19 protein-coding genes are annotated in these 23,170 nt (G+C 69.7%); 13 read left to right on the top strand and 6 right to left on the bottom strand.

The genetic code is table 11. The annotated features are described in order from the left end of the window. Positions 1–168: 168 nt before the first annotated feature. Genes DID99_RS27995 through DID99_RS28015 form a run of 5 tightly spaced genes read left to right on the top strand, consistent with a single transcriptional unit; the run spans position 169 to position 6,042 of the window. Positions 169–1,197, top strand: coding sequence for a TRAP transporter substrate-binding protein (locus DID99_RS27995; protein WP_124667937.1), 1,029 nt, complete (start codon positions 169–171; stop codon positions 1,195–1,197). A gap of 3 nt (positions 1,198–1,200) precedes the next feature. Next, entirely contained in the window at positions 1,201–3,087 is a 1,887-nt protein-coding gene (locus tag DID99_RS28000; RefSeq protein WP_124667938.1) for a TRAP transporter large permease subunit, read from the top strand. 8 nt (positions 3,088–3,095) lie between these two features. After that, a complete protein-coding gene (locus DID99_RS28005; RefSeq protein ID WP_124484617.1) occupies positions 3,096–4,172 on the top strand; it encodes a LacI family DNA-binding transcriptional regulator in 1,077 nt (358 codons plus the stop codon). After that, positions 4,169–5,191 carry a D-isomer specific 2-hydroxyacid dehydrogenase family protein gene (locus DID99_RS28010; RefSeq protein ID WP_124667939.1) on the top strand — a complete coding sequence of 341 codons (1,023 nt, stop codon included), beginning with the start codon at positions 4,169–4,171 and terminating at the stop codon, positions 5,189–5,191. Before DID99_RS28005 ends, DID99_RS28010 begins: the two co-directional genes overlap by 4 nt. Next, on the top strand, positions 5,188–6,042 hold the full coding sequence (locus DID99_RS28015) for an amidohydrolase (protein ID WP_124667940.1): 855 nt from the start codon (positions 5,188–5,190) through the stop codon (positions 6,040–6,042). The genes DID99_RS28010 and DID99_RS28015 overlap by 4 nt, the downstream gene beginning before the upstream one ends. Before the next feature lie 181 nt (positions 6,043–6,223). On the opposite strand, the gene DID99_RS28020 is transcribed toward DID99_RS28015, so the two are convergent. Continuing rightward, on the bottom strand, positions 6,224–7,312 hold the full coding sequence (locus DID99_RS28020) for a calcium:proton antiporter (protein WP_124484620.1): 1,089 nt from the start codon (positions 7,310–7,312) through the stop codon (positions 6,224–6,226). Positions 7,313–7,854: 542 nt separating this feature from the next. Here DID99_RS28020 and DID99_RS28025 point away from each other — a divergent pair. The 5 genes from DID99_RS28025 (at position 7,855) to DID99_RS28045 (ending at position 13,729) form a co-directional block, all read left to right on the top strand. Beyond that, positions 7,855–9,408, top strand: coding sequence for a 3-hydroxyacyl-CoA dehydrogenase (locus tag DID99_RS28025; protein ID WP_124667941.1), 1,554 nt, complete (start codon positions 7,855–7,857; stop codon positions 9,406–9,408). A 58-nt stretch (positions 9,409–9,466) separates the two neighbouring features. Beyond that, complete coding sequence (gene paaK, locus DID99_RS28030) at positions 9,467–10,789, top strand: phenylacetate--CoA ligase PaaK (RefSeq protein ID WP_124667942.1); 1,323 nt, start codon at positions 9,467–9,469, stop codon at positions 10,787–10,789. Positions 10,790–10,830: 41 nt separating this feature from the next. Then, positions 10,831–11,631, top strand: a complete 801-nt coding sequence (locus tag DID99_RS28035; protein ID WP_124522073.1) for an enoyl-CoA hydratase-related protein — start codon at positions 10,831–10,833, stop codon at positions 11,629–11,631. Positions 11,632–11,751: 120 nt separating this feature from the next. After that, complete coding sequence (locus DID99_RS28040) at positions 11,752–12,426, top strand: MarC family protein (protein ID WP_044843309.1); 675 nt, start codon at positions 11,752–11,754, stop codon at positions 12,424–12,426. Between the two features lie 322 nt (positions 12,427–12,748). Then, a complete protein-coding gene (locus DID99_RS28045; RefSeq protein WP_124667943.1) occupies positions 12,749–13,729 on the top strand; it encodes an aldo/keto reductase in 981 nt (326 codons plus the stop codon). A gap of 46 nt (positions 13,730–13,775) precedes the next feature. Here DID99_RS28045 and DID99_RS28050 read toward each other — a convergent pair whose 3' ends face one another. The 3 genes from DID99_RS28050 to DID99_RS28060 form a co-directional block, all read right to left on the bottom strand. Then, complete coding sequence (locus DID99_RS28050; RefSeq protein WP_124667944.1) at positions 13,776–14,642, bottom strand: CPBP family intramembrane glutamic endopeptidase; 867 nt, start codon at positions 14,640–14,642, stop codon at positions 13,776–13,778. A gap of 90 nt (positions 14,643–14,732) precedes the next feature. After that, positions 14,733–15,389: a VC0807 family protein gene (locus tag DID99_RS28055; RefSeq protein ID WP_124667945.1), complete on the bottom strand. Its 657-nt coding sequence runs from the start codon at positions 15,387–15,389 to the stop codon at positions 14,733–14,735. A gap of 213 nt (positions 15,390–15,602) precedes the next feature. Beyond that, the gene (locus tag DID99_RS28060; protein ID WP_124667946.1) at positions 15,603–16,667 is read right to left on the bottom strand and encodes a 2,3-butanediol dehydrogenase; all 1,065 of its coding nucleotides are present in this window, start codon (positions 16,665–16,667) and stop codon (positions 15,603–15,605) included. Positions 16,668–17,231: 564 nt separating this feature from the next. Between DID99_RS28060 and DID99_RS28065 the strand changes: the two genes are divergently transcribed. Further along, the gene (locus DID99_RS28065; RefSeq protein ID WP_124667947.1) at positions 17,232–17,714 is read left to right on the top strand and encodes a DUF3331 domain-containing protein; all 483 of its coding nucleotides are present in this window, start codon (positions 17,232–17,234) and stop codon (positions 17,712–17,714) included. A gap of 21 nt (positions 17,715–17,735) precedes the next feature. On the opposite strand, the gene DID99_RS28070 is transcribed toward DID99_RS28065, so the two are convergent. Then, complete coding sequence (locus DID99_RS28070) at positions 17,736–18,935, bottom strand: GNAT family N-acetyltransferase (protein WP_124667948.1); 1,200 nt, start codon at positions 18,933–18,935, stop codon at positions 17,736–17,738. A gap of 208 nt (positions 18,936–19,143) precedes the next feature. Here DID99_RS28070 and DID99_RS28075 point away from each other — a divergent pair, with 208 nt between their 5' ends. Next, positions 19,144–20,616: a PLP-dependent aminotransferase family protein gene (locus DID99_RS28075; RefSeq protein ID WP_124667949.1), complete on the top strand. Its 1,473-nt coding sequence runs from the start codon at positions 19,144–19,146 to the stop codon at positions 20,614–20,616. Positions 20,617–20,691: 75 nt separating this feature from the next. On the opposite strand, the gene DID99_RS28080 is transcribed toward DID99_RS28075, so the two are convergent. Then, the gene (locus DID99_RS28080; protein ID WP_124667950.1) at positions 20,692–21,945 is read right to left on the bottom strand and encodes an MFS transporter; all 1,254 of its coding nucleotides are present in this window, start codon (positions 21,943–21,945) and stop codon (positions 20,692–20,694) included. A gap of 141 nt (positions 21,946–22,086) precedes the next feature. On the opposite strand from DID99_RS28080, the gene DID99_RS28085 reads away from it, so the two are divergent. Beyond that, complete coding sequence (locus DID99_RS28085) at positions 22,087–22,962, top strand: LysR family transcriptional regulator (RefSeq protein WP_124667951.1); 876 nt, start codon at positions 22,087–22,089, stop codon at positions 22,960–22,962. Positions 22,963–23,170: the final 208 nt, after the last annotated feature.

The raw sequence follows: 23,170 nt of genomic DNA on the forward strand, positions 1-23,170 counted from the left end.
AGACCCGCGCCGTCTGCGAGTCCGGCCCAATCCCACCACGCGGAAGGCCCGTTTTTCATCCTCGCCACGGGAAAACCCTCATTTTTCTCTCATCGGTCGTCGTATTACTGTATCGATACACTAAATCGATACAGTTGCGCCTGGAGGCGCACTGCAAAGGAGACGGCCATGACTACCTTCACCCGGCGGCGCTTTCTGCAAACGGCGCCCGCCGCCACGCTCGCGGTCGCGGGCGGCCTGCCGGCGATCGGCCGCGCGGCGCAAACCGTGACGCTGCGCTGCTCGTCGTCGATGCCGGCCGACCAGAACGCAGCGCACTACGTGTGGTACGAGCGGCTTGTCGCGAACCTGAAGGCGAGCGTCGGCGATGCGATCCGGGTCGACTACTTTCCGAACAGCCAGCTCGGCAAGGAGAGCGACGTCGCGCAGCAGGTGAAGATCGGCGCGATCGACATGATGATCGCGGGGTCGTCGATCTGGGCCACGGTCGCGCCCGAGCTCGGCATGCTCGATCTCGGCTACCTGTTCGACAGCTATGCGCACGTCGCGAAGGTGCTCGACGGCCAGGTCGGCACCAGCCTGAACGCGCTGCTGCAAAAGCGCGCGGGCTGCTCGGTGCTGACGTGGGGCTCGCACTTCGGTGGGCGCTGCGTGTTCACGAAGCAGCCGGTGACGGCGCTGCCGGGCGTGAAGGGCACGAAGCTGCGCGTGCTGCCGACGCCGGCGTTCATGGACACCTTCAAGGTGATGGGCGCGGTGCCGACGCCGATTCCATTCGGCGAGCTGTACATGGCCGTGCAGACGGGCGTCGTCGACGGGCTCGAGCACGATCCGGCCACCGTGCTCGCGAGCCGCTTCGACGAGATCGTCAAGTCGTGCTGGCAATCGCACCACGTGTTCGCGGCGATGACCGTCGTGATGGGGCGGCGCGCGCTCGAGCGGATTCCGGCGAACCTGCGCCCGGCGTTCGACCGCGCGGTGGCCGATGCGACCGCGCAGCAGCGCGCGATCGCGACGCAGAAGGCCGCGCAGGCGGAGGCGGCGCTGAAGCAGCACGGGATGACGTTCCATCCGATGGCGGAGGCCGAGCGCGCCGCGCTGCGGCAGGCGATGCACGACCGCCTCTACGTCGCGTTCGCCAAGCAATATCCGGCCACCGCGCCGCTGTTTCCGGCGATCGCCGCGGCGCGGGGTTGAGCAATGGATACCGGTTCCGTTTCGAGCGTCGTGCCGGGCGCCGGCCCAGCCCGCCCCGCGCGCGCCGCCGTCCGCGCGCTAGCGGCGGCGATGCGCTGGATCGAATACGTGTCGGCCGCGGTGCTGGCCGTCGACGTGCTCGTCGTGTTCGTGTCGGTCGTGTTCCGCTATTTCCTGCACGACCCGGTCGACTGGGCCGAGGAGGTCGCGAGCGCGCTGATGATCGTGCTGGTGTTCTTCGGCGCGGCGACGGTGCTCGGCCGCAGCCAGCACGTCGGCATCGACCTGTTCCGCGGCTGGCTGCCGGCGCGCTGGCAGGGTGCGCTCGTGCAGATCGGACACTGGATCGTCGCGGCGGTGTCGCTGAACCTGCTGGCGTCGTCGTGGCAGCTGCTCGGCGATTCGTACGACCAGTTGACGACCGGCGGCCTGCCGGGCTGGATCAACGTGTATCCGATGATGTTTGGCGCGCTGTTCATGAGCGTGTTCGCGCTCGCGAACGCGCTGAACGCGCCGCGCCGCCGCGTACTTGGCACGCTTGCGTGCTGCGCGGTGCTCGCGGGCGCCGTGTACGGCTGGAACGCGCTGCGGCCCGAGCATGCGATCGCGCCGGGGGCGCTGCTGATCGCCGGCTTCGTCGGCGGGCTCGTGCTGGGCGTGCCGATCGGCTTCGTGCTCGCGTTCTCGGCGCTGCTGTATTTCCTCGCCGACCCGACGCTGCCGTTGCAGGTCTACTCGCAGCAGGTGATGGCCGGCGCCGATCACTTCGTGCTGCTGGCGGTGCCGTTCTTCGTGCTGGCCGGCTTGCTGATGGAGTCGAACGGGATGTCCACGCGGCTCGTCGAATTGCTGCTGCGGATCTTCGGGCGGGTGCGCGGCGGGCTCGGGTTGATCGTGATCCTTGCGACGGCGTGCTTTTCCGGCGTGTCGGGTTCGAAGCTGGCCGACATCGCGGCGGTGGGCGGCGTCGTGATGCCGGCCGTGCACCGTGCGCGCCAGGACCCCGACGAAACCGCGGCGCTGCTCGCGTGCAGCGCGGTGATGGCCGAGACGATCCCGCCGTGCGTGAACATGATCATCATGGGCTTTGTCGCGAACATCTCGATCGCGGGGCTGTTCGTCGCGGGAATCGTGCCGGCGGCCGTGCTCGCCGCGTCGCTGGCGGTCGTGACCGTGATCTGCGGACGCCGGATCGACATCGACGCGGTGTTCGTCGAGCGCCGCGCGTGGCTGCCGCTCGCGGGCGGCGCGCTGGTCGCGCTGATCATGGTCGTGATGATCGGCAAGGGCGTGACGTCGGGCATCGCGACCTCGACGGAAGTGTCGGCCTTCGCGGTGGTCTATGCGCTGGTGATCGGCTGGACGGCGTTCCGCGAACTGACCTGGCGCTCGGTCGGCCGCGTGTTCGTGCGTGCGGCATCGATGGCGAGCGGCATCCTGTTCATCGTCGCGGCGGCGTCGAGCGTGTCGTTCGCGCTGTCGATCGAGCAGATTCCGGCGCTCGTCTCGGGCACAATGACCGCGTTTGCCCATCAGTACGGCTCGACGGCGTTCCTGTTGCTGGCGGCGCTCCTGATGATCGTGTTCGGCGCCGTGCTCGAAGGCGCGCCCGCGCTGATCATCTTCGGGCCGCTGCTCGCGCCGATCGCGCTGCAGCTCGGCATCAACCCGCTGCATTTCGGCACGGTCGTGGTGGTGGCGATGGGGCTCGGGTTGTTCGCGCCGCCCGTCGGCCTCGGGCTGTTCACGACCTGCGCGATCACGGGGACCGAGGTCGCGCGCGTCGCCCGGCCGATGGTGAAATACCTGCTGGTGCTGTTCGTTGCCCTCGTGGCGCTGATCTTCGCACCGGCGTTTTCGTTGTGGCTGCCGGCCCGTTTCGGCCTGTAGCCCGTTCAATGCAAGACGACATGAGTACGATTCAGGACGTGGCCCGTCATGCGGCCGTTTCGGTCAGCACGGTTTCGAACGTGCTCAACGGCCGCACCGACCAGATGAAGCCGGAGACGCTCGAGCGCGTGAAGGCGTCGATGGATGCGCTGCAGTACCGGCCGAGCACGCTCGCGCGCCAGCTCAAGACGGGGCAGACGCCGCTCGTCGGGTTGCTGGTGCCGTCGATGGCGAATCCGATGTACGGCTACATCGCGCGCGAGATCGAGGCTTGCGCGCAGGAGCAGTACGGTCATCGCGTGCTGATCGGCAACACGTACCGCGACGCGGGCAAGGAGGCGGCGTTCTTCGACGACCTGTTCGCGCACGGCGTGCGGCGCGTGATCGTGATCTCGTCGCTCGCCGACGAAAGCCACCTCGAACGCGCGGCCGAACGCGGGATGACGGTCGTCAGCTACGACCGCCGCGCGACGCCCGGCGAGCAATCGAAGGTCGATCACGTGACGGCCGACAACGAGGCGGCCGCGCGGCTCGCGACCGGCTGCCTCGTCGCCGCGGGCCATACGCGGCTCGCGTTCGCGACCGTGGCCGGCATCACCGTGAGCCGCAGCGACAAGATTCGCGGCTTTCTCGAAGTGGCGCGCGACGCAGGCGCCGATGCGCAAGTGCTCGAAGGCGGCCCGGCGAACGAATACGGCGACGCGGTGATCGTCGAGGTCGGGCGCGCGCTCGGCGCCGCGCTCGCGGCCGATCCGGCGCGGCCGACCGGCGTCGTCGCGGTCAACGACCTGTTCGCGCTCGGCCTGATGGCGGGGCTGCGCGACGGCGGATTGCGCGTGCCGGACGATGTGTCGGTCGTCGGGATGGACGGCCATTTCCTGTCGGCGATCTCGTGGCCGGCGCTGACCACGGTGCAGCTGCCCGTCACCGAGATGGCCGCGGAGATGGTGCGGCGCGTGATGCGGCACGACGGCGACCCGTCATCGGCGCCCGGGCAGTGCGTGTTCCCGGGCGTCACGCTGGTCGAGCGCGCGTCGGTTGGGCCGCGGCCGCGCGCGGTCGAATCGAACGGAGACAACGCATGACGCGCGTCTACGTGACCCATCCGTCGGGGATGTTCGATTACTACTTCGGCGCGAAGGCGCTGCGCGCGCTGCAGGCGCTCGCGGACGTCACGTGCAATCCGCTCGACCGGGAGCTCGGCACGGACGAGCTGATCGCCGCCGCGCAGGGGTGCGATGCGATCATCGCGTATCGGCAGACGCCGGCGCCACGCGCGCTGTTCGCGGGTCTGCCCGCGCTCGCCGCGTTCCTGCGCTGCGCGGTCGACATCCGTACCGTCGACGTCGACGCGGCGAGCGAGTTCGGCGTGCTGGTCACGCAGGCGAGCCCCGGGTTCGGGCCGGCCGTCGCGGAGTGGGTGATCGGCGCGATGATCGGCCTCGCGCGCGGGATCGGCGGCTACGCGGATGCGTACCACCGCGGCACGCCGCCGCTGCCGCGGATGGGCCGCGAATTGCGCGGCAGCACGCTGGGCGTGGTCGGTTATGGACAGATCGCGCGCCAGCTCGTGCCGATCGCGACGGCGTTCGGGATGCGCGTGCTCGTGTGCGACCCGTACGTGCGGGTCGACGCGCCGTCGATCGATCAGGTCGACCGCGCGACCTTGCTGCGCGACGCGGATTACGTCGTGTGCCTCGCGCCCGCGACGCCGGCCACCGCGAACCTGTTCGATGCGCGCGCGTTCGCCGCGATGAAGCCGGGCGCGTGCTTCGTCAATGCGTCGCGCGGCGAGCTGGTCGACGAGCAGGCGCTGGCCGACGCGCTCGACGGCGGCCGGCTGGCGGGTTGCGCGCTCGACGTCGGCCGCGCGGCGGACCAGATGCCGACGCCCGGACTCGCCGCGCATCCGCGCGTGATCGCCACGCCGCACATCGGCGGACTGACGCGACCGGCGGTCGAGCACCAGGCGCTGGAGACGGTCGACCAACTCGCCGCGCTGCTCGACGCACGCGTGCCGAACGGCGCGGTCAACGTCGCGCATGCGACGCGGCTCGAACGCTGGCGGTCGGCCGACGCGTCCGCCGCGCCGGGTGTGCGATGACGCGCGACGAAGGCGGCATGCGGCTGGCGCCGGTGTGCGATTGCCATATCCACATCTACGACGATGCATATCCGCTCGCGCCGACGGCGACGTTCCGCCCGCCGCATGCGCCGGTGGATGCGTATCGCCGCGTGCAACAGACGCTCGGCCTCGCGCGCGTGGTCGTCGTGCAACCGACCGGTTATGGCTTCGACAACCGCTGCACGCTCGATGCGCTGGCCGCGCTCGGCCCGCAGGCGCGCGGCGTCGCGACGGTGCCGGTCGACGTGCCGGATGCCGAACTCGAGCGGCTGCACGCGGCAGGCATCCGCGGCGTGCGGTTCATGACGCTGTCGGGCGGCGTCGCGCGATGGGACGAGCTCGAGCGGATGGCCGCGCGGATCGCGCCGCTCGGCTGGCACATCGATTTGCAGCTCGACGGCCGGACGCTGCCCGACGTCGAGCCGATGCTGGCGTCGTCGGCGGCGCGCGTCGTCATCGATCACACGGGCAAGTTCCTGACGCCGGTTGCACCGGATGCGCCGGCCTTCGTTGCGTTGCGGCGCCTGCTGGATCGCGGCCACGTATGGGTGAAGCTGTCCGCGCCTTACGAGACCTCGCGATCCGGTGCGCCCGGTTACGACGATGTCGCACGCCTTGCCACCGTGCTCGCACGCGCGCATGCGGCGCGCTGCGTGTGGGGCAGCAACTGGCCGCACCCGAACGCGTCGCCGCTGCCCGACGATGCGCAGCTCCTCGGCTGGTTGCACGCGTGCGCGGCGGACGCGGCGGTCGGCCGCGCGATACTCGTCGACAACCCGGCCGTGCTGTATGGGTTCGATGCGGACACCTCGATCGGCGCCGCGACGTAACTTGGTCGGCCGCGGGCCGAGCCTCGACGGCCATGCGGTCGACGCGTTCGTCCACGACTTTCCGGAGCGATAGGCGCTGCGTGAAGCGAATAGGGTGAAGCGGGGAAGGTGTAGCAGCGGGAGTTGAAGCGCGGCGCGCGGCACGGCGGATCATTTTCGCCGTGCCGCGCGCCGCTTTACATCAGTGCGTGACCGACAGGAACAGGTACGCCGCGAACAGCGACAGATGCACGACGCCGTGCAGCACCGTCGTGCGTCCCTGGCTGAGCGTCAGCGTGCTGACGAGCAGCGTCAGCGACAGCAGCACGGTTTCCATCGCGCCGATGCCGAGCGTGAGCGGCTGGCCGACCCAGATGAACACGGCCGCGACGGTCGGGATCGTGAGCCCGATGCTCGCGAGCGCCGAACCGAGCGCGAGGTTCATGCTGGTCTGCAGGCGATTCGCCCGCGCGGCGGTGACGGCCGCGAGCCCTTCGGGCAGCAGCACCAGCGCGGCGATCACGATACCGACCGCCGCTTCCGGCGCGCCGAGCTTCATCACCGCATGCTCGACGGCGGGCGACAGCAGCTTCGCGAGCAGCACGACCGCGACGAGGCTCGCGAACAGCAGCACGAGGCTGATCAGCGCGGTGCGGCCGCTCGGCGGTGCCGCATGCACTGATTCGTTCGCGCTGTCGTGCTCGGTGAGGAAGTAGTCGCGGTGGCGCACGGTCTGCACGAATACGAATGCGCCGTACAGCACGAGCGACGACACGCCGGCGAACGCAAGCTGCGATTTCGAAAAGAACGGGCCCGGCGCGGCGTTCAGGTAGTTCGGCATCACGAGCGACAGCACCGACAGCGACGCGAGCACCGCGAGCGCCTTGCTCGCGCCGCGCCCCTGAAAATCCTGCTCGCCATGCTTCCACGCACCGACCAGCAGGCAGAGGCCGACGATGCCGTTGCAGATGATCATCACCGCGGCGAACACGGTATCGCGCGCGAGGCCCGATTTCTCGGGGCCGGCGCCGAGCATCACCGACACGATCAGCGCGACCTCGATGACGGTCACGGCGACCGCCAGCACGAGCGTGCCGAACGGCTCGCCGACGCGGTGCGCGACGACTTCGGCATGGTGGACGGCGGCGAACACGGCGCCGGCGAGGGCGGCGGCGAACACGGCGATGACGAGGCCTTCGGCCGGCACGACGCGCGACAGCGCGAGTACCAGCCAGGCGGCAAGCGGGGCCACGAGGGTCCAGCGCGGGAGCTGGTTGGACGAGAGCGGCATGGACGGTTTCCTATGCGAGTGGCGGCGCGCGACGCGCCGTCACGGGTTGACGAAGCCCGGCCGGATGATCCGCCGAACGTGGACGATGATGCTGATGGGCGGCAGCGCGGAGCCGTGCTGCCCTGGATTCGCCGCCGTGAAGCGGCGAGGGGCGCGGGCGGGCCGAAGCCCGTCGCTGGATGAAACGGTTCGATGCGACCGGGTGCCGAGGGCGGGGCGCGGGTACGTCACGACAGGCGGATGGCGCGATTCCGACCCCGAAAGGACGGCACGCGGTGGACGGCAGCGGCGTGACACGCGGTTTCCCCCTGAAATTCGGCGATTTGTCGAATTTTATCAGGCGTTCGGGGGACACTATCTCATAATCGGACGCTTTCATTGACCTTTCGGTTTCAAAAAAGTGCCCCGATCGGTCGAATTTTTGTTCTTGCGCTTTTCGTAACGGTCTCTTGCACGACAAATTCGGGCTCGCCCTGACATAAATCTACCGACCGGTCGGTTTATAATCGCTCGCACTTCCACTTCATGACGGATCGCAAGCGATGGCTGTTTCTTCTGCACATTCGGTGAATTCGGGCGCGCTGGCGCAGTCGGCGGTCGTCGGCGTGATCGGCGCGGGCGCGATGGGCGCGGGCATCGCGCAGGTGGCCGCGGCGGCCGGTCATGCGGTGCTGCTGTACGACCTGAACGAAGCCGCATGCGACAAGGCGCTGGCCGGCATCCGCGCGCAGTTCGCACGGCTCGCGGAAAAGGGCCGGATGGAACCGGCGCAGGCCGACGCGGCCGGCAGCCGGATTCGCGCGGTGCGCGCGCTGGCCGACTTCACGGGCGCCGCGCTGATCGTCGAGGCGGCGGCCGAGCGGCTCGACGTGAAGCGCGAGATCTTCGCGACGCTCGAACGCCATGTCGACGACAGCTGCGTGCTGGCGACCAACACGTCGTCGATCTCGATCACGTCGATCGCGGCCGGGCTGCGCGCGCCGCAGCGCGTGGCCGGCCTGCATTTCTTCAATCCGGCGCCGCTGATGGCGCTCGTCGAGGTGGTCAGCGGGCTCGCGACCGCGCCGGACGTCGCACAGGCGCTCTACGACACGGCCGCCGCGTGGGGCAAGCGGCCGGTGCTGGCGAAGTCGACGCCCGGCTTCATCGTGAACCGCGTCGCGCGGCCGTATTACGCTGAGGCGCTGCGCGTGCTGAACGAGCAGGGCGGCACGCCGGCCTCGATCGATGCGGTGATGCGCGACGCCGGCGGCTTCCGGATGGGGCCGTTCGAGCTGATGGACCTGATCGGCCACGACGTGAACTTCGCGGTGACCGAGTCGGTGTTCCGCGCGTACTTCAACGATCCGCGCTATACGCCGTCGCTGATCCAGCAGGAACTCGTGAACGCGGGCTTCCTCGGGCGCAAGTCGGGGCGCGGCTTCTATTCGTATGCGGACGGCGCGACGCCGCCCGCGCCCGCGTTCGAACCGCCGTGCGATGCGCCGGCCGACGTCGTGCTGTTCGCGCAGGACGGCCCGGCCGCCGCGCTGCATGCCCGCGTTGTCGAACGTATCGCGCTCGCGCGGCAGAACGGCGCGCATGCCGACGAACTGCTCGCCGTGGCCGGCCGCGCGTCGATCGCGCTGACCGACGGCCGCACCGCGACCGTGCGGGCCGCGCAAACCGGCGTGGCCGACCTCGTGCTCGTCGATCTCGCGCGCGATTACGCGCAGGCCGGGCTCGTCGCGCTGACGCGCGCGCTGCAGTGCAGCGACGCGGCCTATGCGGATGCGGTCGGGCTGTTCCAGCAAGCGGGTTTTCGCGTCGTCGGCATCGCCGACGTGCCGGGCATGGTCGCGATGCGCACCGTCGCGATGCTCGCGAACGAGGCGGCCGACACGGTGAACCAGGGCGTGTGCTCGCCCGCCGATCTCGATCTCGCGATGGAGAAGGGCGTGAACTACCCGTGCGGCCCGCTCGCGTGGGCCGATGCGATCGGCATCGGCCGCGTGTTTCGCGTGCTGTCGAACCTGGCGGCGAGCTACGGCGAGGACCGCTATCGCGTGTCGCCGCGCATCGCCGCGCTGCACGCGGCCGGCCGCACGTTCCGCTAGCCGCCGGCCCGTCACCCCGATCACGATAACGACATCACTCCACTGGAGGAGCACCCCGATGACTCACCCGACGCACCCCGCCGCCGCCCTCGAGCCGATCGAGACCGCCAGCCGCGACGAACTGCAGGCGCTGCAGCTCGAGCGCCTCAAGTGGTCGCTGCGCCACGCGTACGACAACGTCCCGCACTATCGCCGCACGTTCGACGCGGCGGGCGTGCATCCGGACGACCTGAAGACGCTCGCCGATCTCGCGAAATTCCCGTTCTCGACCAAGCACGACCTGCGCGACAACTACCCGTTCGGCCTCTTCGCGGTGCCGCGCGAGCAGGTCGTGCGCGTGCATGCGTCGAGCGGCACGACCGGCAAGCCGACCGTGGTCGGCTACACCGCGCGCGACATCGACACGTGGGCGAACGTGACCGCGCGTTCGATCCGCGCGGCCGGCGGCCGCCCGGGCGACACGCTGCACAACGCATTCGGCTACGGGCTCTTCACGGGCGGCCTCGGGATTCACTACGGCGCGGAGCGGCTCGGCTGCATGGTCGTGCCGATGTCGGGCGGGCAGACTGAAAAGCAGGTGCAGCTGATCCGCGATTTCGAGCCGAAGATCATTCTCGTCACGCCGTCGTACATGCTGAACCTGATCGACGAGATGGTGCGGCAGGGCATGGACCCGGCCGAGTCGTCGCTGAAGATCGGCATCTTCGGCGCGGAGCCGTGGACGCAGGCGCTGCGCGAGGAAGTGGAGACGCGCGTGGGCATCGACGCGCTCGACATCTACGGGCTGTCGGAAGTGATGGGCCCGGGCGTCGCGTGCGAATGCGTCGAGACGAAGGACGGCCCGGTGATCTGGGAAGACCATTTCTATCCGGAGATCATCGACCCCGTGACCGGCGAGGTGCTGCCGGACGGCAGCGAGGGCGAGCTCGTGTTCACGTCGCTGACGAAGGAGGCGATGCCGGTGATCCGCTACCGCACGCGCGACCTCACCGCGCTGCTGCCGCCGACCGCGCGCGCGATGCGCCGGCTCGCGAAGATCACGGGCCGCTCCGACGACATGCTGATCGTGCGCGGCGTGAACGTGTTCCCGAGCCAGATCGAGGAAATCGTCGTCGCGCAGACGAAGCTGTCGGGGCAGTTCCAGATCACGCTTTCGCGCGACGGCCACATGGACCGGCTCGATCTCGCGGTCGAGCTGCGCTCCGAGGCCGTCGCGTGCGTGACCGATGCCGAGCGCGCGGCGATCGCGCGCGAGCTGCAGCACCGGATCAAGACGATGATCGGCGTGTCGGCCGGCGTGACGGTGCTCGCCGCGGGCGGCATTCCCGCGAGCGCGACCGGCAAGGCCCGGCGGGTGATCGACCGCCGGCAGGCCGCCTGAGTTTCGCCGTTCCCTGTTTCTACCCCGAGGAAACCTGTTCGATGGATGGATTGAAAACCCTGGCCGTGGCCGTCGATGCGCGCGGCATCGCGACTGTCGCGCTGCAGCGCGGCGACGTGCTCAACGCGTTCGACGAGACGATGATCGCCGAGCTGACCGACGCGTTTACCACGCTCGGCCGGCGCGACGACGTGCGCGCGATCGTGCTGCGCTCGGACGGTCGCGCGTTCTGCGCGGGCGCCGACCTGCAGTGGATGCAGCGCGCGAGCGCGAACGACGCGGCCGCGAACCTGCGCGACGCCGAGCGGTTCGCCGCGATGATGCGCGCGATCCGGCAGTGCCCGAAGCCCACGGTCGCGCGCGTGCAGGGCCACGCGTTCGGCGGCGGCGTCGGCCTGTGCGCGGCCTGCGACATCGTGATCGCGAGCGATCACGCGCGCTTTTCGGTCAGCGAGGCCCGTTTCGGGATCCTGCCGTCGGTGATAGGCCCGTACCTGGTCGAGGCGGTCGGCCAGCGCCAGGCGCGCCGGCTCGCGCTGACCGCGACGCAACTCGCGGCCGCCGAAGCCGTCGCGATCGGGCTGATCCACCAGGCCGTGCCGCTCGACGCGCTCGACGCCGCACTCGACAAGACGCTCGCCGAGCTGAGCCGCAACGGCCCGAACGCGCTGATGGAGATCAAGCGCTTTTTCGACGCGATCGGCGAGTACCCGCCGTCGGACGAACGCGCGGCGTTCACCGCGCAGACGATCTCCCGCGTGCGGGCGACGCCGGAAGCGAAGGAGGGCTTCGCCGCGTTCTTCGCGAAGCGGCCGCCGGCCTGGGAGCCGGGCGCCGAATAAGGCGGCGGCGCGGCCCGCCGGGCCCGGGGCGCGATTTGCGTCTCGCGCGCGGGCGCTTGCTCTACAATGCGTGACCCCCGGCGCGCCGCCGGCCCAGCCCCGACCGCTTCTTCGCACCCGATGATCGTCAATCGCCTTATCTCCGAGATCCTGTTCGGCTTTACCGGCCTGATCGGCATCATCAATCCGATCGGCATCGCGTTCCTGTTTCTCGAACGCACCGAGGCGCTGACCGAGCACGAGCGCAACCTGCTCGCGAAGAAGGTGGCGTTCAACGCGTTCATCGTGTTGCTGGTCGCGTTCTTCGCCGGCACGCCGGTGCTGCATTTCTTCGGGATCTCGATGGAAGCGCTGCGGATCGGCGGCGGCTTCGCGGTCGCCGTCGCGGGCTGGCAGATGCTGAACGAGCCGGACGGGCCGGCGGGCGGCGGCGATACGCCGATCAAGCCGATCGATGCGAACGCGATCATGACCCGCGCGTTCTTCCCGCTGACCGTGCCGCTGACCGTCGGCCCCGGCTCGATCGCCACCGCGATCGCGCTGAACGCGAACCGCACGCACAAGCTGTCGGAATTCATGCTGTCGAGCATCGTGTCGATCTCGGTGTCGGCGCTCGTCGCGGTCGTGATCTGGCTGACCTACAGCCGTGCCGCGCTGCTCTCCCGCTATCTCGGCACCGAAGGCACCAAGGTCGCGAAGCGCGTGTCGGCATTCCTGCTGCTGTGCATCGGCGTGCAGATCATGCTGACCGGCTTCTCCGAATTCCTGCAGCCGCTCGCCGACCAGATCAAGTAAGCCGTTCGTCGTTCGCGAGTAATCCGTTCGTTCGTCGACGCGGCAACCGGCGCGGCGCCACGCCGCGCATTCTGATCATGGATGCTGCGTGGCGCGTTGGTGTGCGCCGTCGAAGCCTTGCTCGAGTGGGATCGGGCTGCGGTTCCGGCGCGTCGGCGTTCCTGGGCGACCCGGCCGCAGCAGGCCGTCGCGTCGACTACGCGTTCGCGCGCTGCGCGATACCATGCGACGTCTGGCCGATGCAGCGCACGGCGTTCGTACCCGGTGCACCGAACCGGGCCGCGCATCCGGCCGCAACCCCACTTCAATGACGAGGCGAGCGATGGAATACGTGAAATTCGGGTCGACCGGGATGGACGTGTCGAAGCTGGTGCTGGGCTGCATGACGTTCGGCGAGCCGTCGCGCGGCACGCACCCGTGGACGCTGCCGGAAGCGGAAAGCCGCCCGATCATCCAGCGCGCGATCGAGGCCGGCATCAACTTCTTCGATACCGCGAACATGTATTCGGACGGCACGTCCGAGGAGATCGTCGGCCGTGCGTTGCGCGACTTCGCGAAGCGCGACGACGTCGTGATCGCGACCAAGGTGTTCTACCGGATGCGCCCGGGGCCGAACGGCGCGGGCTTGTCGCGCAAGGCGATCATGACGGACATCGACCAGAGCCTGAAGCGGCTCGGCACCGACTACGTCGACCTGTACCAGATCCACCGCTGGGACCACGGCACGCCGATCGAGGAGACGCTCGAGGCGCTGCACGACGTCGTGAAAGCCGGCAAGGCGCGCTACATCGGCGCATCGTCGATGTTCGCGTGGCAGTTCGCGAAGGCGCTGTATACGTCGAAGCAGAACGGCTGGACCCGCTTCGTCAGCATGCAGAACCACCTGAACCTGCTGTATCGCGAGGAAGAACGGGAAATGCTGCCGCTGTGCGAGGCCGAAGGCATCGCGGTGATTCCGTGGAGCCCGCTCGCGCGCGGCCGGCTGACGCGCAACTGGGACGAGTCGTCCGGCCGGCAGCAGAGCGACGAGGTCGGTCAGCGGATGTACGACGCGACGGCCGGTGCCGATCGCGCGGTCGTCGAGGCCGTCGCGGCGATCGCTGCCGCGCGCAACGTGCCGCGTGCGCAGGTCGCGCTCGCGTGGGTCGCACATAAGCGCGGCGTCACCGCGCCGATCGTCGGCATCTCGAAGCCGCATCATCTGGACGATGCGCTCGGCGCGCTGCAGCTGAAGCTGACGGACGATGAAATCGCGACGCTCGAAGGCCCTTACGTGCCGCACGCGGTAGCCGGCTTCAACTGAGTTCGACCGCGCGAAACCGGCGGGATGCCGCCGCCGCGCACGGCGTTCAGCGTGCGGCGGCGAGCATCGGATAGGTGAACAGCGCGAAGTGGATCACGTTCAGCCCCGCATGCGCGAGCGCGGATGCGAGCAGTCCGCCGCGCCGCCATGCGAGGCCGTAGCCGATGCCGGCCACCGTGCCGAGCACGATCCAGGGCCAGCCGCCGGCCGCGTGCGCGGCGCCGAACAGCCCCGCGCCGATCGCGAGCGCGGCCCACGGCCCCCAGCCGAACCGGCCGAGCACGCGCGTGAGCCCGCCTTGCACGTAGCCGCGGAACAGCGCTTCCTCGGCGAGCGTGACGAGCAGCACATTGTTGACGAGCCACATCCAGCCCGACGCCGGCCATTTCGGCGCCCAGCCGACCATGCCGAACGCGAGCGCGCCGGCCAGGCAGGCCGCCGCCGTCGCGACGGCCGCCACGGCGCCGGTGCGCAGCGCGCGTGCCGGGGCGACGTCCGGCGCCACCCACGGCAGCACCCACAGCAGCCACAGGCCGACGAGCGGCTTGTCGAAATTCAGGTACATCGTGAACGGCACGGCATCCGGCGTGAAACGCGTCGGCTCAATCACGCGCGGATTGTGGAAGCCGGGAAGCAGGTGCAGGCTCAGCGCGATCGCGAGCGCGGCAAATACGACGTGCGCGACGATCCGCAGCACGAGCGGGCGGCCCGGCGCGACGCCCCAGGCGGCGGCCGCGAGCAGCGCGAGCGGCGCGAGCACGATCGGTTCGAGCTTGCCGAACGCCAGCGCGCCGGCATAGCCGAGCGCGGCAACGGCGATGCTCAGGCCGTGCAGCGGGCGCTGCCACGCGAACGCGGCGGCAGTGAACAGCGCGAGCCAGATCGTGGCACACGGGAGAAGCGAGAGAGACATGGGGCGATGCAGGGTCGGACGAAACGCCGCGCATCATACCCCAGCGTGACGGCCGCCGGGCCGGCCGCGCGGGGCGGACGGGGCGGGCGCTCAGCGGCCGGCGATCTCGGTGACGCCGTCGCGGGTCGGGATGTCGACGCTGTTGCGCTCGCGCATCCGCCGCCGGTACCAGAAGGTCCACAGCAGCAGCGTGCCGAACACCGTGTAGCCCATGATCGGCGACACGACGAGCACGCGCTCGACGGGCCAGGTGACGACCATCCACAGGCGCAGCAGCATCTCCAGCGTCATGCAGGCGCCCCACACGAAGGTCATCAGGCGCAGCATCTGGCGCAGCCCCGGCTGCTCGGCCCAGACCGTCTCGAAACGCGCGGCGCCGCCGGCCATCTCGCGGGCCACCGTCGCGCGCGCGAGATAGAAGATCAGCGGACGATCGCGGAACAACGACAGCAGGAACACGACGCCGATCGTGCCGGACGCGAGCGATTCGCGCATCAGCAGCGTGCGCGCGCTGCCGCCGAGCGCCATGCCGGCGATCGACAGCGCGATGCCGAGCAGCACGACGACGGCCACCGCATCGATGCGGCGCGAGCGGATGAATTCGACGACGGACCAGACGATGGGCGGAATCGCCGACGCGTACAGCGCGCCGGTTTCGCCGAAATACGGATGCGCGACCCGGTACGCGACCCAAGGCAGCATCAGGTTGACGAAGAGTTCGAGGATCAGACCGGCTCGTGGTTTCACGGAAGCGGGCGCGCGGGTGGCGCGCGGGGCGGTGATGTCGCTTCGAGTATATCGAAGTCCGACCCCGCGCGCCGCACCGGCGCGGTTGTGCACGCACCGAAAACGGGCGGAAACATGCGGCGGCCCGGGGCGGGGCCGCGCCCGGGATGCCCCGGGACCGTTCGGCGCCGCGTCCGGCCGCCGCGCGGCCGTCATCGTCCTGTCAACGGTTCGTCAGGCGGCCGCGGGCTGGACGATGATCTTCACGTTCCGGTCCTTGTGGTTGACCAACTCCTCGAAGCCGTGCGTGACGATGTCGCCGAGCGTGATCCGGCCGGTGATCAGCGGCTGCACGTCGATGCGGCCGTCCGCGATGAAGCGGATCACGTCCGCGAATTCGCCGTTGTACGCGAGCGAGCCGATCACTTCCTTCTCGGTCGACACGATGTCGAAGAAGTTGAACGACGTCGGCTCCTCGAAGATGCCGACCATCACCGACTTGCCGGCCTTGCGGATCACGTCGATCGCGAGCTGCGCGGTGGCCGTGTGCCCGATGCACTCGAACGACACGTCGGCGCCGTAGCCGCCCGTCAGCGCCTTGACTTCCGCGACAGCGTCGGACGCCTTCGGATCGATCACGAACGTCGCGCCGACCTCCAGCGCCTTCTGCTTGCGCGCGGCCGACATTTCCAGCGCGATCACGCGTCCGGCGCCCGCGGCCTTCGCGCACATGATCGTGCACAGGCCGATCGTGCCGGCACCGACCACGACGACGGTCTGGCCGACGATGTTGCCGGCCTTCTTCACCGCATGCAGCCCGACCGCGAGCGGCTCGATCAGCGCGCCGGCCTCCGTCGGGAAGTTGTCGGGCAGCTTGTACAGCAGCTCGGCCGGCACGTTCACGAATTCGGCGAACGCGCCGTTGTTCATCAGCCCGGTGAACGCGAGGTTCTCGCAGATGTTGTACAGCCCGTGCCGGCAATACCAGCAGGTGCCGCAATGCTGGCAGGCGTCGGCCGTCACGCGCTCGCCGACCGCGAAGCCCGTCACGCCGGCGCCGAGCGCCGCGATCTCGCCGCTGAACTCGTGGCCGAGGATGCACTGGCCCTTCAGGCCCGTCAGCGGATGCGGTGCGTCGACGGGAATGAACACGGGCCCGGCGACGTACTCGTGCAGGTCGGAGCCGCAGATCCCGCACCAGTGCACGCGGATCTGGACCCAGCCGGCCGGCGGATGCGCCGGAACGGGAACCTCTTCGACGCGGATGTCGTGGCGGCCATGCCAGACGGCGGCCTTCATGCTGGGAGCGGTGTTCGATGCCGGTGTACTCACGTTGCTGTCTCCGTCAGGTTGTCGTCGGACGCGCGACCCAGGGGGCCGGTTCGTCCGTCGCGCGATTGCGCGAGCGACCGACATGCAGGAACGGGGCCAGCTCGAATCGGCGCTCGGGTGGCGCAGGCGCCGGGCGGGCCGTGTGCGATGCAGCAGGCCGCGCTGCATCGACGTCAGCCGGGGCCGGGCGAGTCAAACGCGAAATTTGCTGCGATTGCGACGGGACGCGGCGGGTGAGACGCCGGGACATTCGTCTCAGCCGTTTGAGACGAAACGCGAGACGCGCGGTTCGGTCGTGGGCGTCGTAGCCGCGGTCGTTGCGGTCCATTGTGGCGATCAGCGAAACGCATCGTTGCGCATGTTTCCCCTTTACTTGAAGTTAACTTCAATTTGTATCATCTGCGGCAATGTCCGATCGCCATGCGTGCATGGCGGTTGCACCGGAGGCGGGGTGCATGACCGAATCGGTCGTTGCTGCCCTGCGAAGGGCCGAGCGCGGCTCGTCTCAATCTTCACGGAATGTCGTCAAGCATGCCAAACGTTATCGAATGCCTGATCTGCGAGTACGTGTCGTACCACATGCTGGTAGCCGAAGAGCGGGACGCGATGCCGTTACCGGCAGACGTCGGGATGGCGCGGCCACAGGAGCGTGCCGATCGCGCGCCGACTCCGGAGCCTGTCGCACCGGGCGTTTCACCGTTGCGGCCGCAACTGTTCGTGTCGGTTCTGGAAGCGGGCGACGACGGCTTGCTGGTGCGCTGGAGCGAAAGCGGGCGCTGCCATTACGGCGAGCAACGCTGGCGCTTGCGCGTCGCGTTGCAGGCGGGCCGCTGCGCGATCTCCGGGCAGGCGATCGAGCCGGGCGAACCGGTGTACCGGCCGGTGCGGCGGCCGGTGCCGGTCAACGGCGACGAGATGATCCACCCCGCGTCGGTGCCGCCTGCGGCTGGCGCCGCGTGTCGCGCGGCACCGGCCCGCGGCGAGGTGACGGATCCGGTCGATGCCCCGGGCTGAGCGACCGGTTGCACTCTCGCGTTACTTGAGATCCTTCCGGTACTGAATGAACCCCGCGTTGTTCGCGAGCTTGTCGTACAGCGCGCGGGCGGTCGTGTTGGTTTCGTGCGTGAGCCAGTACACGCGGCTTGCGCCGGCTTCGCGGGCCCGCTCGTACACGGCTTCGATCAGTGCGCCGCCCGCGCCTTGCCCGCGGGCGTCCGCCGCCGTGAACAGGTCCTGCAGATAGCAGTACGGCCCTTCGGTCCAGCACGAGCGGTGATAGATCGCGTGCACGATGCCGACCAGCGTACCCGACGCGTCGAAGGCGCCGAGCGCGAACATCGGTTCGGCGGGATCCATCAGGCGCGCCCATGTCGTCGCGAACACGGCGTCGCTCAGCGCGGTCTCGTAGAAAGTCTGGTAGCCCTGCCACAGCGGGCGCCACGCGGCTTCGTCGGCGGCCACGAGCGGCCGGACCGTGACGCGCGTCGCGTCGTTCGCGCGGCCGGCCGCGTCGCGCGCACGCGCCCGCGCGTGGCGGATCGCGACGAGCGTCTCGCGCTGCGTACCGCTGGCGTCGAAGTTCTCCGGCGCGAGCCAGGCTTCGAACGCGGCGCGCACGTCCGGCCATTCGCCGTCGACGATCGAGAACCATGCCGTGTCGCGATTGCGGCCCTTGTAGATGATCGCCTGCCGGAACGTGCCTTCGTAACGGAAGCCGAGCCGCGCGGCCGCCTTGCGCGACGGTTCGTTGAGGTCGTCGCACTTCCATTCGTAGCGCCGGTAGCCGAGCGTGTCGAACGCGTACTTCATCAGCAGGTACTGCGCTTCGGTCGAAATCGGCGTGCGCTTGAGTAGCGGCGAGAAGGTGACGGAACCGACCTCGATCACGCCGTTGGCCGGGTCGATGCGCATCAGCGCGAGCGTGCCGACGGCGCGGTTCGTCGCGCGGTCGATCACCGTGTAGTGCAGCGGATCGGCGCTGGCCGCCGCGCCGCGCGCGTAGTCGCGGTAGCTCGACTCGTCGGCGTACGGCCCGTGCGCGAGATAGGTCCAGTCGCTGCCGTCCGGCGCCTGCGCGTACGCGGCGTACAGGTCGGCGGCATGGCGGTCGACGTCGAGCGGTTCGAGGCGGCAGTAGCGGCCCTCGAGCACGATGCGCTCCGGGCGAGGGCGCGCGGACCAGTCGGGAACGGGGTGGCCGATGGGCTGCTGGAAGTCGTTGGTGAGCGTGGGCAAGGTCGATCTCGCTTCGGTTGGCGGCCGGCGACATGCCGGCATGCAGACGATCGTAGTCCCGGCGAGGTACCATGAGAAGCGCCAGCCGACAGCAAATTTATGGTGCCACGAAGGTGCTGCCGAGGTGCCACGAACGCGCCGCGCCGGTGCCACGCCGGCGCCGCGATCGGCGCGCCATGCACCGAGACTTCCACGCCGCGATATCCCGATGACGACTACCTTACCTTCCGGCGACGCACCGCTGTTGCCGCTCGACGCGCCGCTCGCGCGCACGGCCGGCGCGCCTTCGTTGCAGCGGCAACTGCTGCGCCGCGTGCGCGACGCGATTCTCGGCGGCGCGATGCCGGCCGGCACGCGGCTGCCCGGCACGCGCGCGCTGGCCGAGACGCTCGGCGTGTCGCGCAACACGACGGCGGCCGTCTACGAGCAGCTCGTCGCCGAAGGCTTCCTGCAATCCGATCGCCGCGGCACGCGCGTGGTCGGCCTGTCGCGGCCGGCCACGCCGCGCCGGCGGGTCGCACCGCCGGCCGTCGCGCAGCGGCTCGGCCGGATTCGCCCGAGCCTGATCGGCGCCGGCGAGTCGGAAGGCTTCCGGCCGGGCGTGCCCGCGCTGTCGCATTTCCCGGTGGATGCATGGCGGCATGCGATCGACCGCGCGCTGCGCCGCGCCGGCCGCGACCTGCTCGCGTATGGCGACCCGCTCGGCGAACGCGCGCTGCGCGAGTCGATCGCGCGCCACCTGGCCGTGACGCGCGGCGTGCGCTGCGATCCGGAGCAGATCGTGATCACCGAAGGCGCGCAGGGCGCGATCGCGCTGTGCGCGCAGTTGCTGACGAACCCCGGCGACACGGTCTGGGTCGAGGAGCCCGGCTATCGCGGTGCGCGCACCGCGATGCAGGCGGCCGATCTCGACGTCGTGCCGATGCCGGTCGACGCGGAGGGGCTGCGCGCGGCCGACACGGACTGGCGCGAACGGACGCCCCGGCTCGTCTACACCACGCCGTCGAACCAGTTCCCGACCGGCGCGGTGCTGTCGATCTCGCGCCGGCTCGCGCTCATCGACGCCGCACGCCGGCATCGCGCGTGGATCATCGAGGACGATTACGACAGCGAGTTTCGGCATACCGGCGAGCCGATCGGCGCGTTGCACGGGCTCGCGGCCGATTCGCCGGTCGTCTATCTCGGCTCGTTCAGCAAGACGATGTTTCCGGCCTTGCGGATCGGCTTTCTCGTGTTGCCCGACGCGCTGCTCGCCGCAGTGCGGCCAGCGTTGCCGGAGATGCTGCGCGGCGGCACGCGCCACGTGCAGCTCGCGCTCGCCGATTTCATCGAGACGGGGGAGTACGGGCGCCATCTCGGGCGGATGCGACGGCTGTATCGCGACCGGCGGCGCTCGCTGCTCGCCGCGCTGGACGACGCGTTCACCGTGCCGCATCAGGTCGAGGGCGGGCCGTGCGGGCTGCATCTGGCGTTGCGGCTGCCGGCCCGTTATCGCGACCGCGCGATCGTCGAAGCGGCGCGCGCGCACGGGATCGGGCCGTTCCCGCTGTCGGGGTTCTCGATCCACGCGACGTCGCCGGCCAACGGGCTCGTGCTCGGGTTCGGCAATACGTCGGCCGATGCGTTCGCGCCGATGCTGCGGACGCTGTCGACGATCGCGCATCGGGTCGCGGGCGAGTGAGGCGCAGTCGCATCGCCGCGAATTCACCGCAAATCCGCCGCAAATCGCCGGAAGGCGCAGCGGGCGAGCCGGTGCTTACCGCACGCGTTCCGCGCGCATGATCCGGTGCGCCGCCGCCAGGCCGAGCACGAGCAGCACCGCGACATACGCGACGACCGCGCTCCACGCACCGTGTTGCCAGAACGAGCCGCCGATCGAGCCCAGCACGCTCGACCCGAGGTAATAGGCCAGCAGGTAGAGCGACGCGGCGTGCCCCTTCGCGGAACCGGCGAGATGCCCGACCCAGCCGCTCGCGACCGCATGCGCGACGAAGAAGCCGATCGTGATCAGCACGATCCCGACGATGATCGCGACGAGCGAATGCGACAGTGTCAGCGCGAGGCCGGCCGCGAACACGAGCATGCCGCTGACGAGGACGGGCGCGCGCCCGAGACGATCGGCGAGCGCACCGGCGCTCGACGAAGACACCATCCCGAACAGGTAGGCGCCGAAGATCAGCCCGCAGGCGGTCGCGCTCAGGTTGAACGGCGCGGCCGTCAGCCGGAACCCGGCGTAGTTGTAGACGGTCACGAACGCGCCCATCACGAGGAAGCCGATCGCGAACACGAACGGCAGCCGCGCGTGATGCAGCTGCGCGTTCCACAGCCGCAGATGGTGGCGCAGCGTCAGGTCGGTGCGCTTCACGAAGCGTCGCGACTGCGGCAGCAGCATCACGAACGCGACCGCCGCGACGAGGTCGACCACGCCGATCGTCAGCATCGCGGTGCGCCACGAGAAATACTCTTCGAGCGCGCTCATCCCGATCCGCCCGATCATGCCGCCGAACGCGGTGCCGCCGACGTAGAGTCCCATCGCCAGGCCCAGCCCGTCGGCGGCGATTTCCTCGGCGAGATAGGCCATCGCCACCGCCGGAACGCCGCCGAGCGCGAACCCTTCGAGCGCGCGCCAGAGCAGCAGCAGGTTCCAGTTCGGCGAAATCGCGGCGAGCAGGTTGAACAGCGCGGCCAGCGTCATCGACGCGAACATCAGCCCGCGTCGTCCGACGCGTTCGGACAGCGCGCCGGCGCACAGGATGGAGACCGCCAGCAGCCCGGTCGACAGCGACAGGGACAGCGAGCTCGACGCCGCGCCGATGTTGAACTCGCGTGCGAACGCGGGCAGCAGCGGCTGCACGCAGTACAGCAGCGAGAAGGTGGAAAAGCCGGCGAGGAACAGCGCCAGCGCGATGCGCTTGTAGGCTGCCGAGCGCGGCGACACGCCGGCAGGCAGCGCATCCGGCGCGGCGTTCGCGGCGCGATTCGTGGCGGGTGACATTGCGGGAGTGGACATGACAGGTGCCCGATGGGTCAGGGAATGCCCGAATTCTTGCGCACGCTCATGTATATGTCCAATATATGAAACGAACCGTAGCGATATGTTTTTCGACTGGCTCGAACGCCGCCTCCATCTACCCCGGGATCACGTCAACGCATGGAACTTCGGCATCTCCGATACTTTCTGGCCGTGGCGGCCACATCCAACTTCACGAAGGCCGCGGAAACGCTCGGCATGGGTCAGCCGCCGCTGAGCCAGCAGATCAAGGCGCTCGAGAACGAACTCGGCGTGGCGTTGTTCAAGCGGACCGCGCGCGGCGCCGAATTGACCGTGGCGGGAGAGGTGTTCGCGGAAGAGGCCCGGCGCGTGCTCGACGACGCGGAGCGCGCGGCGCGGGCGGCAAGACGGGCGGCGCGCGGGGAGATCGGGCAATTGCGGGTCGGGTTCACCGGGACGGCGGCCTTCAATTCGAAAGTAGCGGACCTGATTCGCCGCTTTCGCGAAGCGTTTCCCGATACGGATCTGACGTTGCAGGAGGCGACCTCCGGCGTGCTGCTCGACGCGCTGGCGGCCGGGCGGCTCGACGTCGCGATCGTGCGTCCGGAGCGCCGCATCGCGGACACGTTGCTGGCAGCGGACTGGGACGAGGAGCCGATGTTCATCGCGCTGCCGGTCGCGCATCGGCTCGCGCAGCGGCGTCGGATCGATCTGGCGGAGCTGGCCGACGAGGCGTTCGTGCAGGTGCCGCGCGAAGCGGGCAGCGCGCTGTTCGACGACATCGTCGCCGCGTGCAATGCCGCCGGCTTCCAGCCGCGCATGGCGCAGCCCGCGCCGCAAATCGCTTCGGCGGTGACGCTCGTCGCGGCCGGGCTCGGCGTGTCGATCGTGCCGAAGGCGATCACGCAGGTGCGGGTCGCAGGCGTCGTGTATCGGCAGGTCGCGGGCAACGGGCTGCGCGCGAGGCTCGCGATTGCGTCGCGGCGCGACGATCCGTCGGCGGTGGTGCGCAATTTTCTGGCGCTGGCCTGGTAGCGTGGGACGCATTGCGTCGCGCCTCGCCGCCGCGTCGGGGGAATATTCGGATTGACGAACCGCGAACTTTGTCCGGAACGAACGCTGTCGCGGTTCCGCCGCTGCCCGATCACCCGGCATGCGGGTTTCGATTCGTATGTTCCGGAGGTGGCGTGGACTATAAATGGAGGGGTGTACCGGTGCTTGTCGGGCGTCCGCGCGTCTCGCG

It is taken from the genome of Burkholderia sp. Bp8986, assembly GCF_003854225.1.
Lineage (GTDB): Bacteria > Pseudomonadota > Gammaproteobacteria > Burkholderiales > Burkholderiaceae > Burkholderia.

Excerpts from the sequence above, each read along its gene's own strand:
- DID99_RS28075 (WP_124667949.1), top strand. The coding sequence starts at position 19,144 with ATGACGACTACCTTACCTTCCGGCGACGCACCGCTGTTGCCGCTCGAC.
- DID99_RS28005 (WP_124484617.1), top strand. The coding sequence starts at position 3,096 with ATGCAAGACGACATGAGTACGATTCAGGACGTGGCCCGTCATGCGGCC.
- DID99_RS28040 (WP_044843309.1), top strand. The coding sequence starts at position 11,752 with ATGATCGTCAATCGCCTTATCTCCGAGATCCTGTTCGGCTTTACCGGC.
- DID99_RS28015 (WP_124667940.1), top strand. The coding sequence starts at position 5,188 with ATGACGCGCGACGAAGGCGGCATGCGGCTGGCGCCGGTGTGCGATTGC.
- DID99_RS28050 (WP_124667944.1), bottom strand. The coding sequence starts at position 14,642 with ATGTCTCTCTCGCTTCTCCCGTGTGCCACGATCTGGCTCGCGCTGTTC.
- DID99_RS28080 (WP_124667950.1), bottom strand. The coding sequence starts at position 21,945 with ATGTCCACTCCCGCAATGTCACCCGCCACGAATCGCGCCGCGAACGCC.
- paaK (WP_124667942.1), top strand. The coding sequence starts at position 9,467 with ATGACTCACCCGACGCACCCCGCCGCCGCCCTCGAGCCGATCGAGACC.
- DID99_RS28025 (WP_124667941.1), top strand. The coding sequence starts at position 7,855 with ATGGCTGTTTCTTCTGCACATTCGGTGAATTCGGGCGCGCTGGCGCAG.
- DID99_RS28000 (WP_124667938.1), top strand. The coding sequence starts at position 1,201 with ATGGATACCGGTTCCGTTTCGAGCGTCGTGCCGGGCGCCGGCCCAGCC.
- DID99_RS28010 (WP_124667939.1), top strand. The coding sequence starts at position 4,169 with ATGACGCGCGTCTACGTGACCCATCCGTCGGGGATGTTCGATTACTAC.
- DID99_RS27995 (WP_124667937.1), top strand. The coding sequence starts at position 169 with ATGACTACCTTCACCCGGCGGCGCTTTCTGCAAACGGCGCCCGCCGCC.
- DID99_RS28060 (WP_124667946.1), bottom strand. The coding sequence starts at position 16,667 with ATGAAGGCCGCCGTCTGGCATGGCCGCCACGACATCCGCGTCGAAGAG.
- DID99_RS28045 (WP_124667943.1), top strand. The coding sequence starts at position 12,749 with ATGGAATACGTGAAATTCGGGTCGACCGGGATGGACGTGTCGAAGCTG.
- DID99_RS28065 (WP_124667947.1), top strand. The coding sequence starts at position 17,232 with ATGCCAAACGTTATCGAATGCCTGATCTGCGAGTACGTGTCGTACCAC.
- DID99_RS28085 (WP_124667951.1), top strand. The coding sequence starts at position 22,087 with ATGGAACTTCGGCATCTCCGATACTTTCTGGCCGTGGCGGCCACATCC.
- DID99_RS28035 (WP_124522073.1), top strand. The coding sequence starts at position 10,831 with ATGGATGGATTGAAAACCCTGGCCGTGGCCGTCGATGCGCGCGGCATC.
- DID99_RS28020 (WP_124484620.1), bottom strand. The coding sequence starts at position 7,312 with ATGCCGCTCTCGTCCAACCAGCTCCCGCGCTGGACCCTCGTGGCCCCG.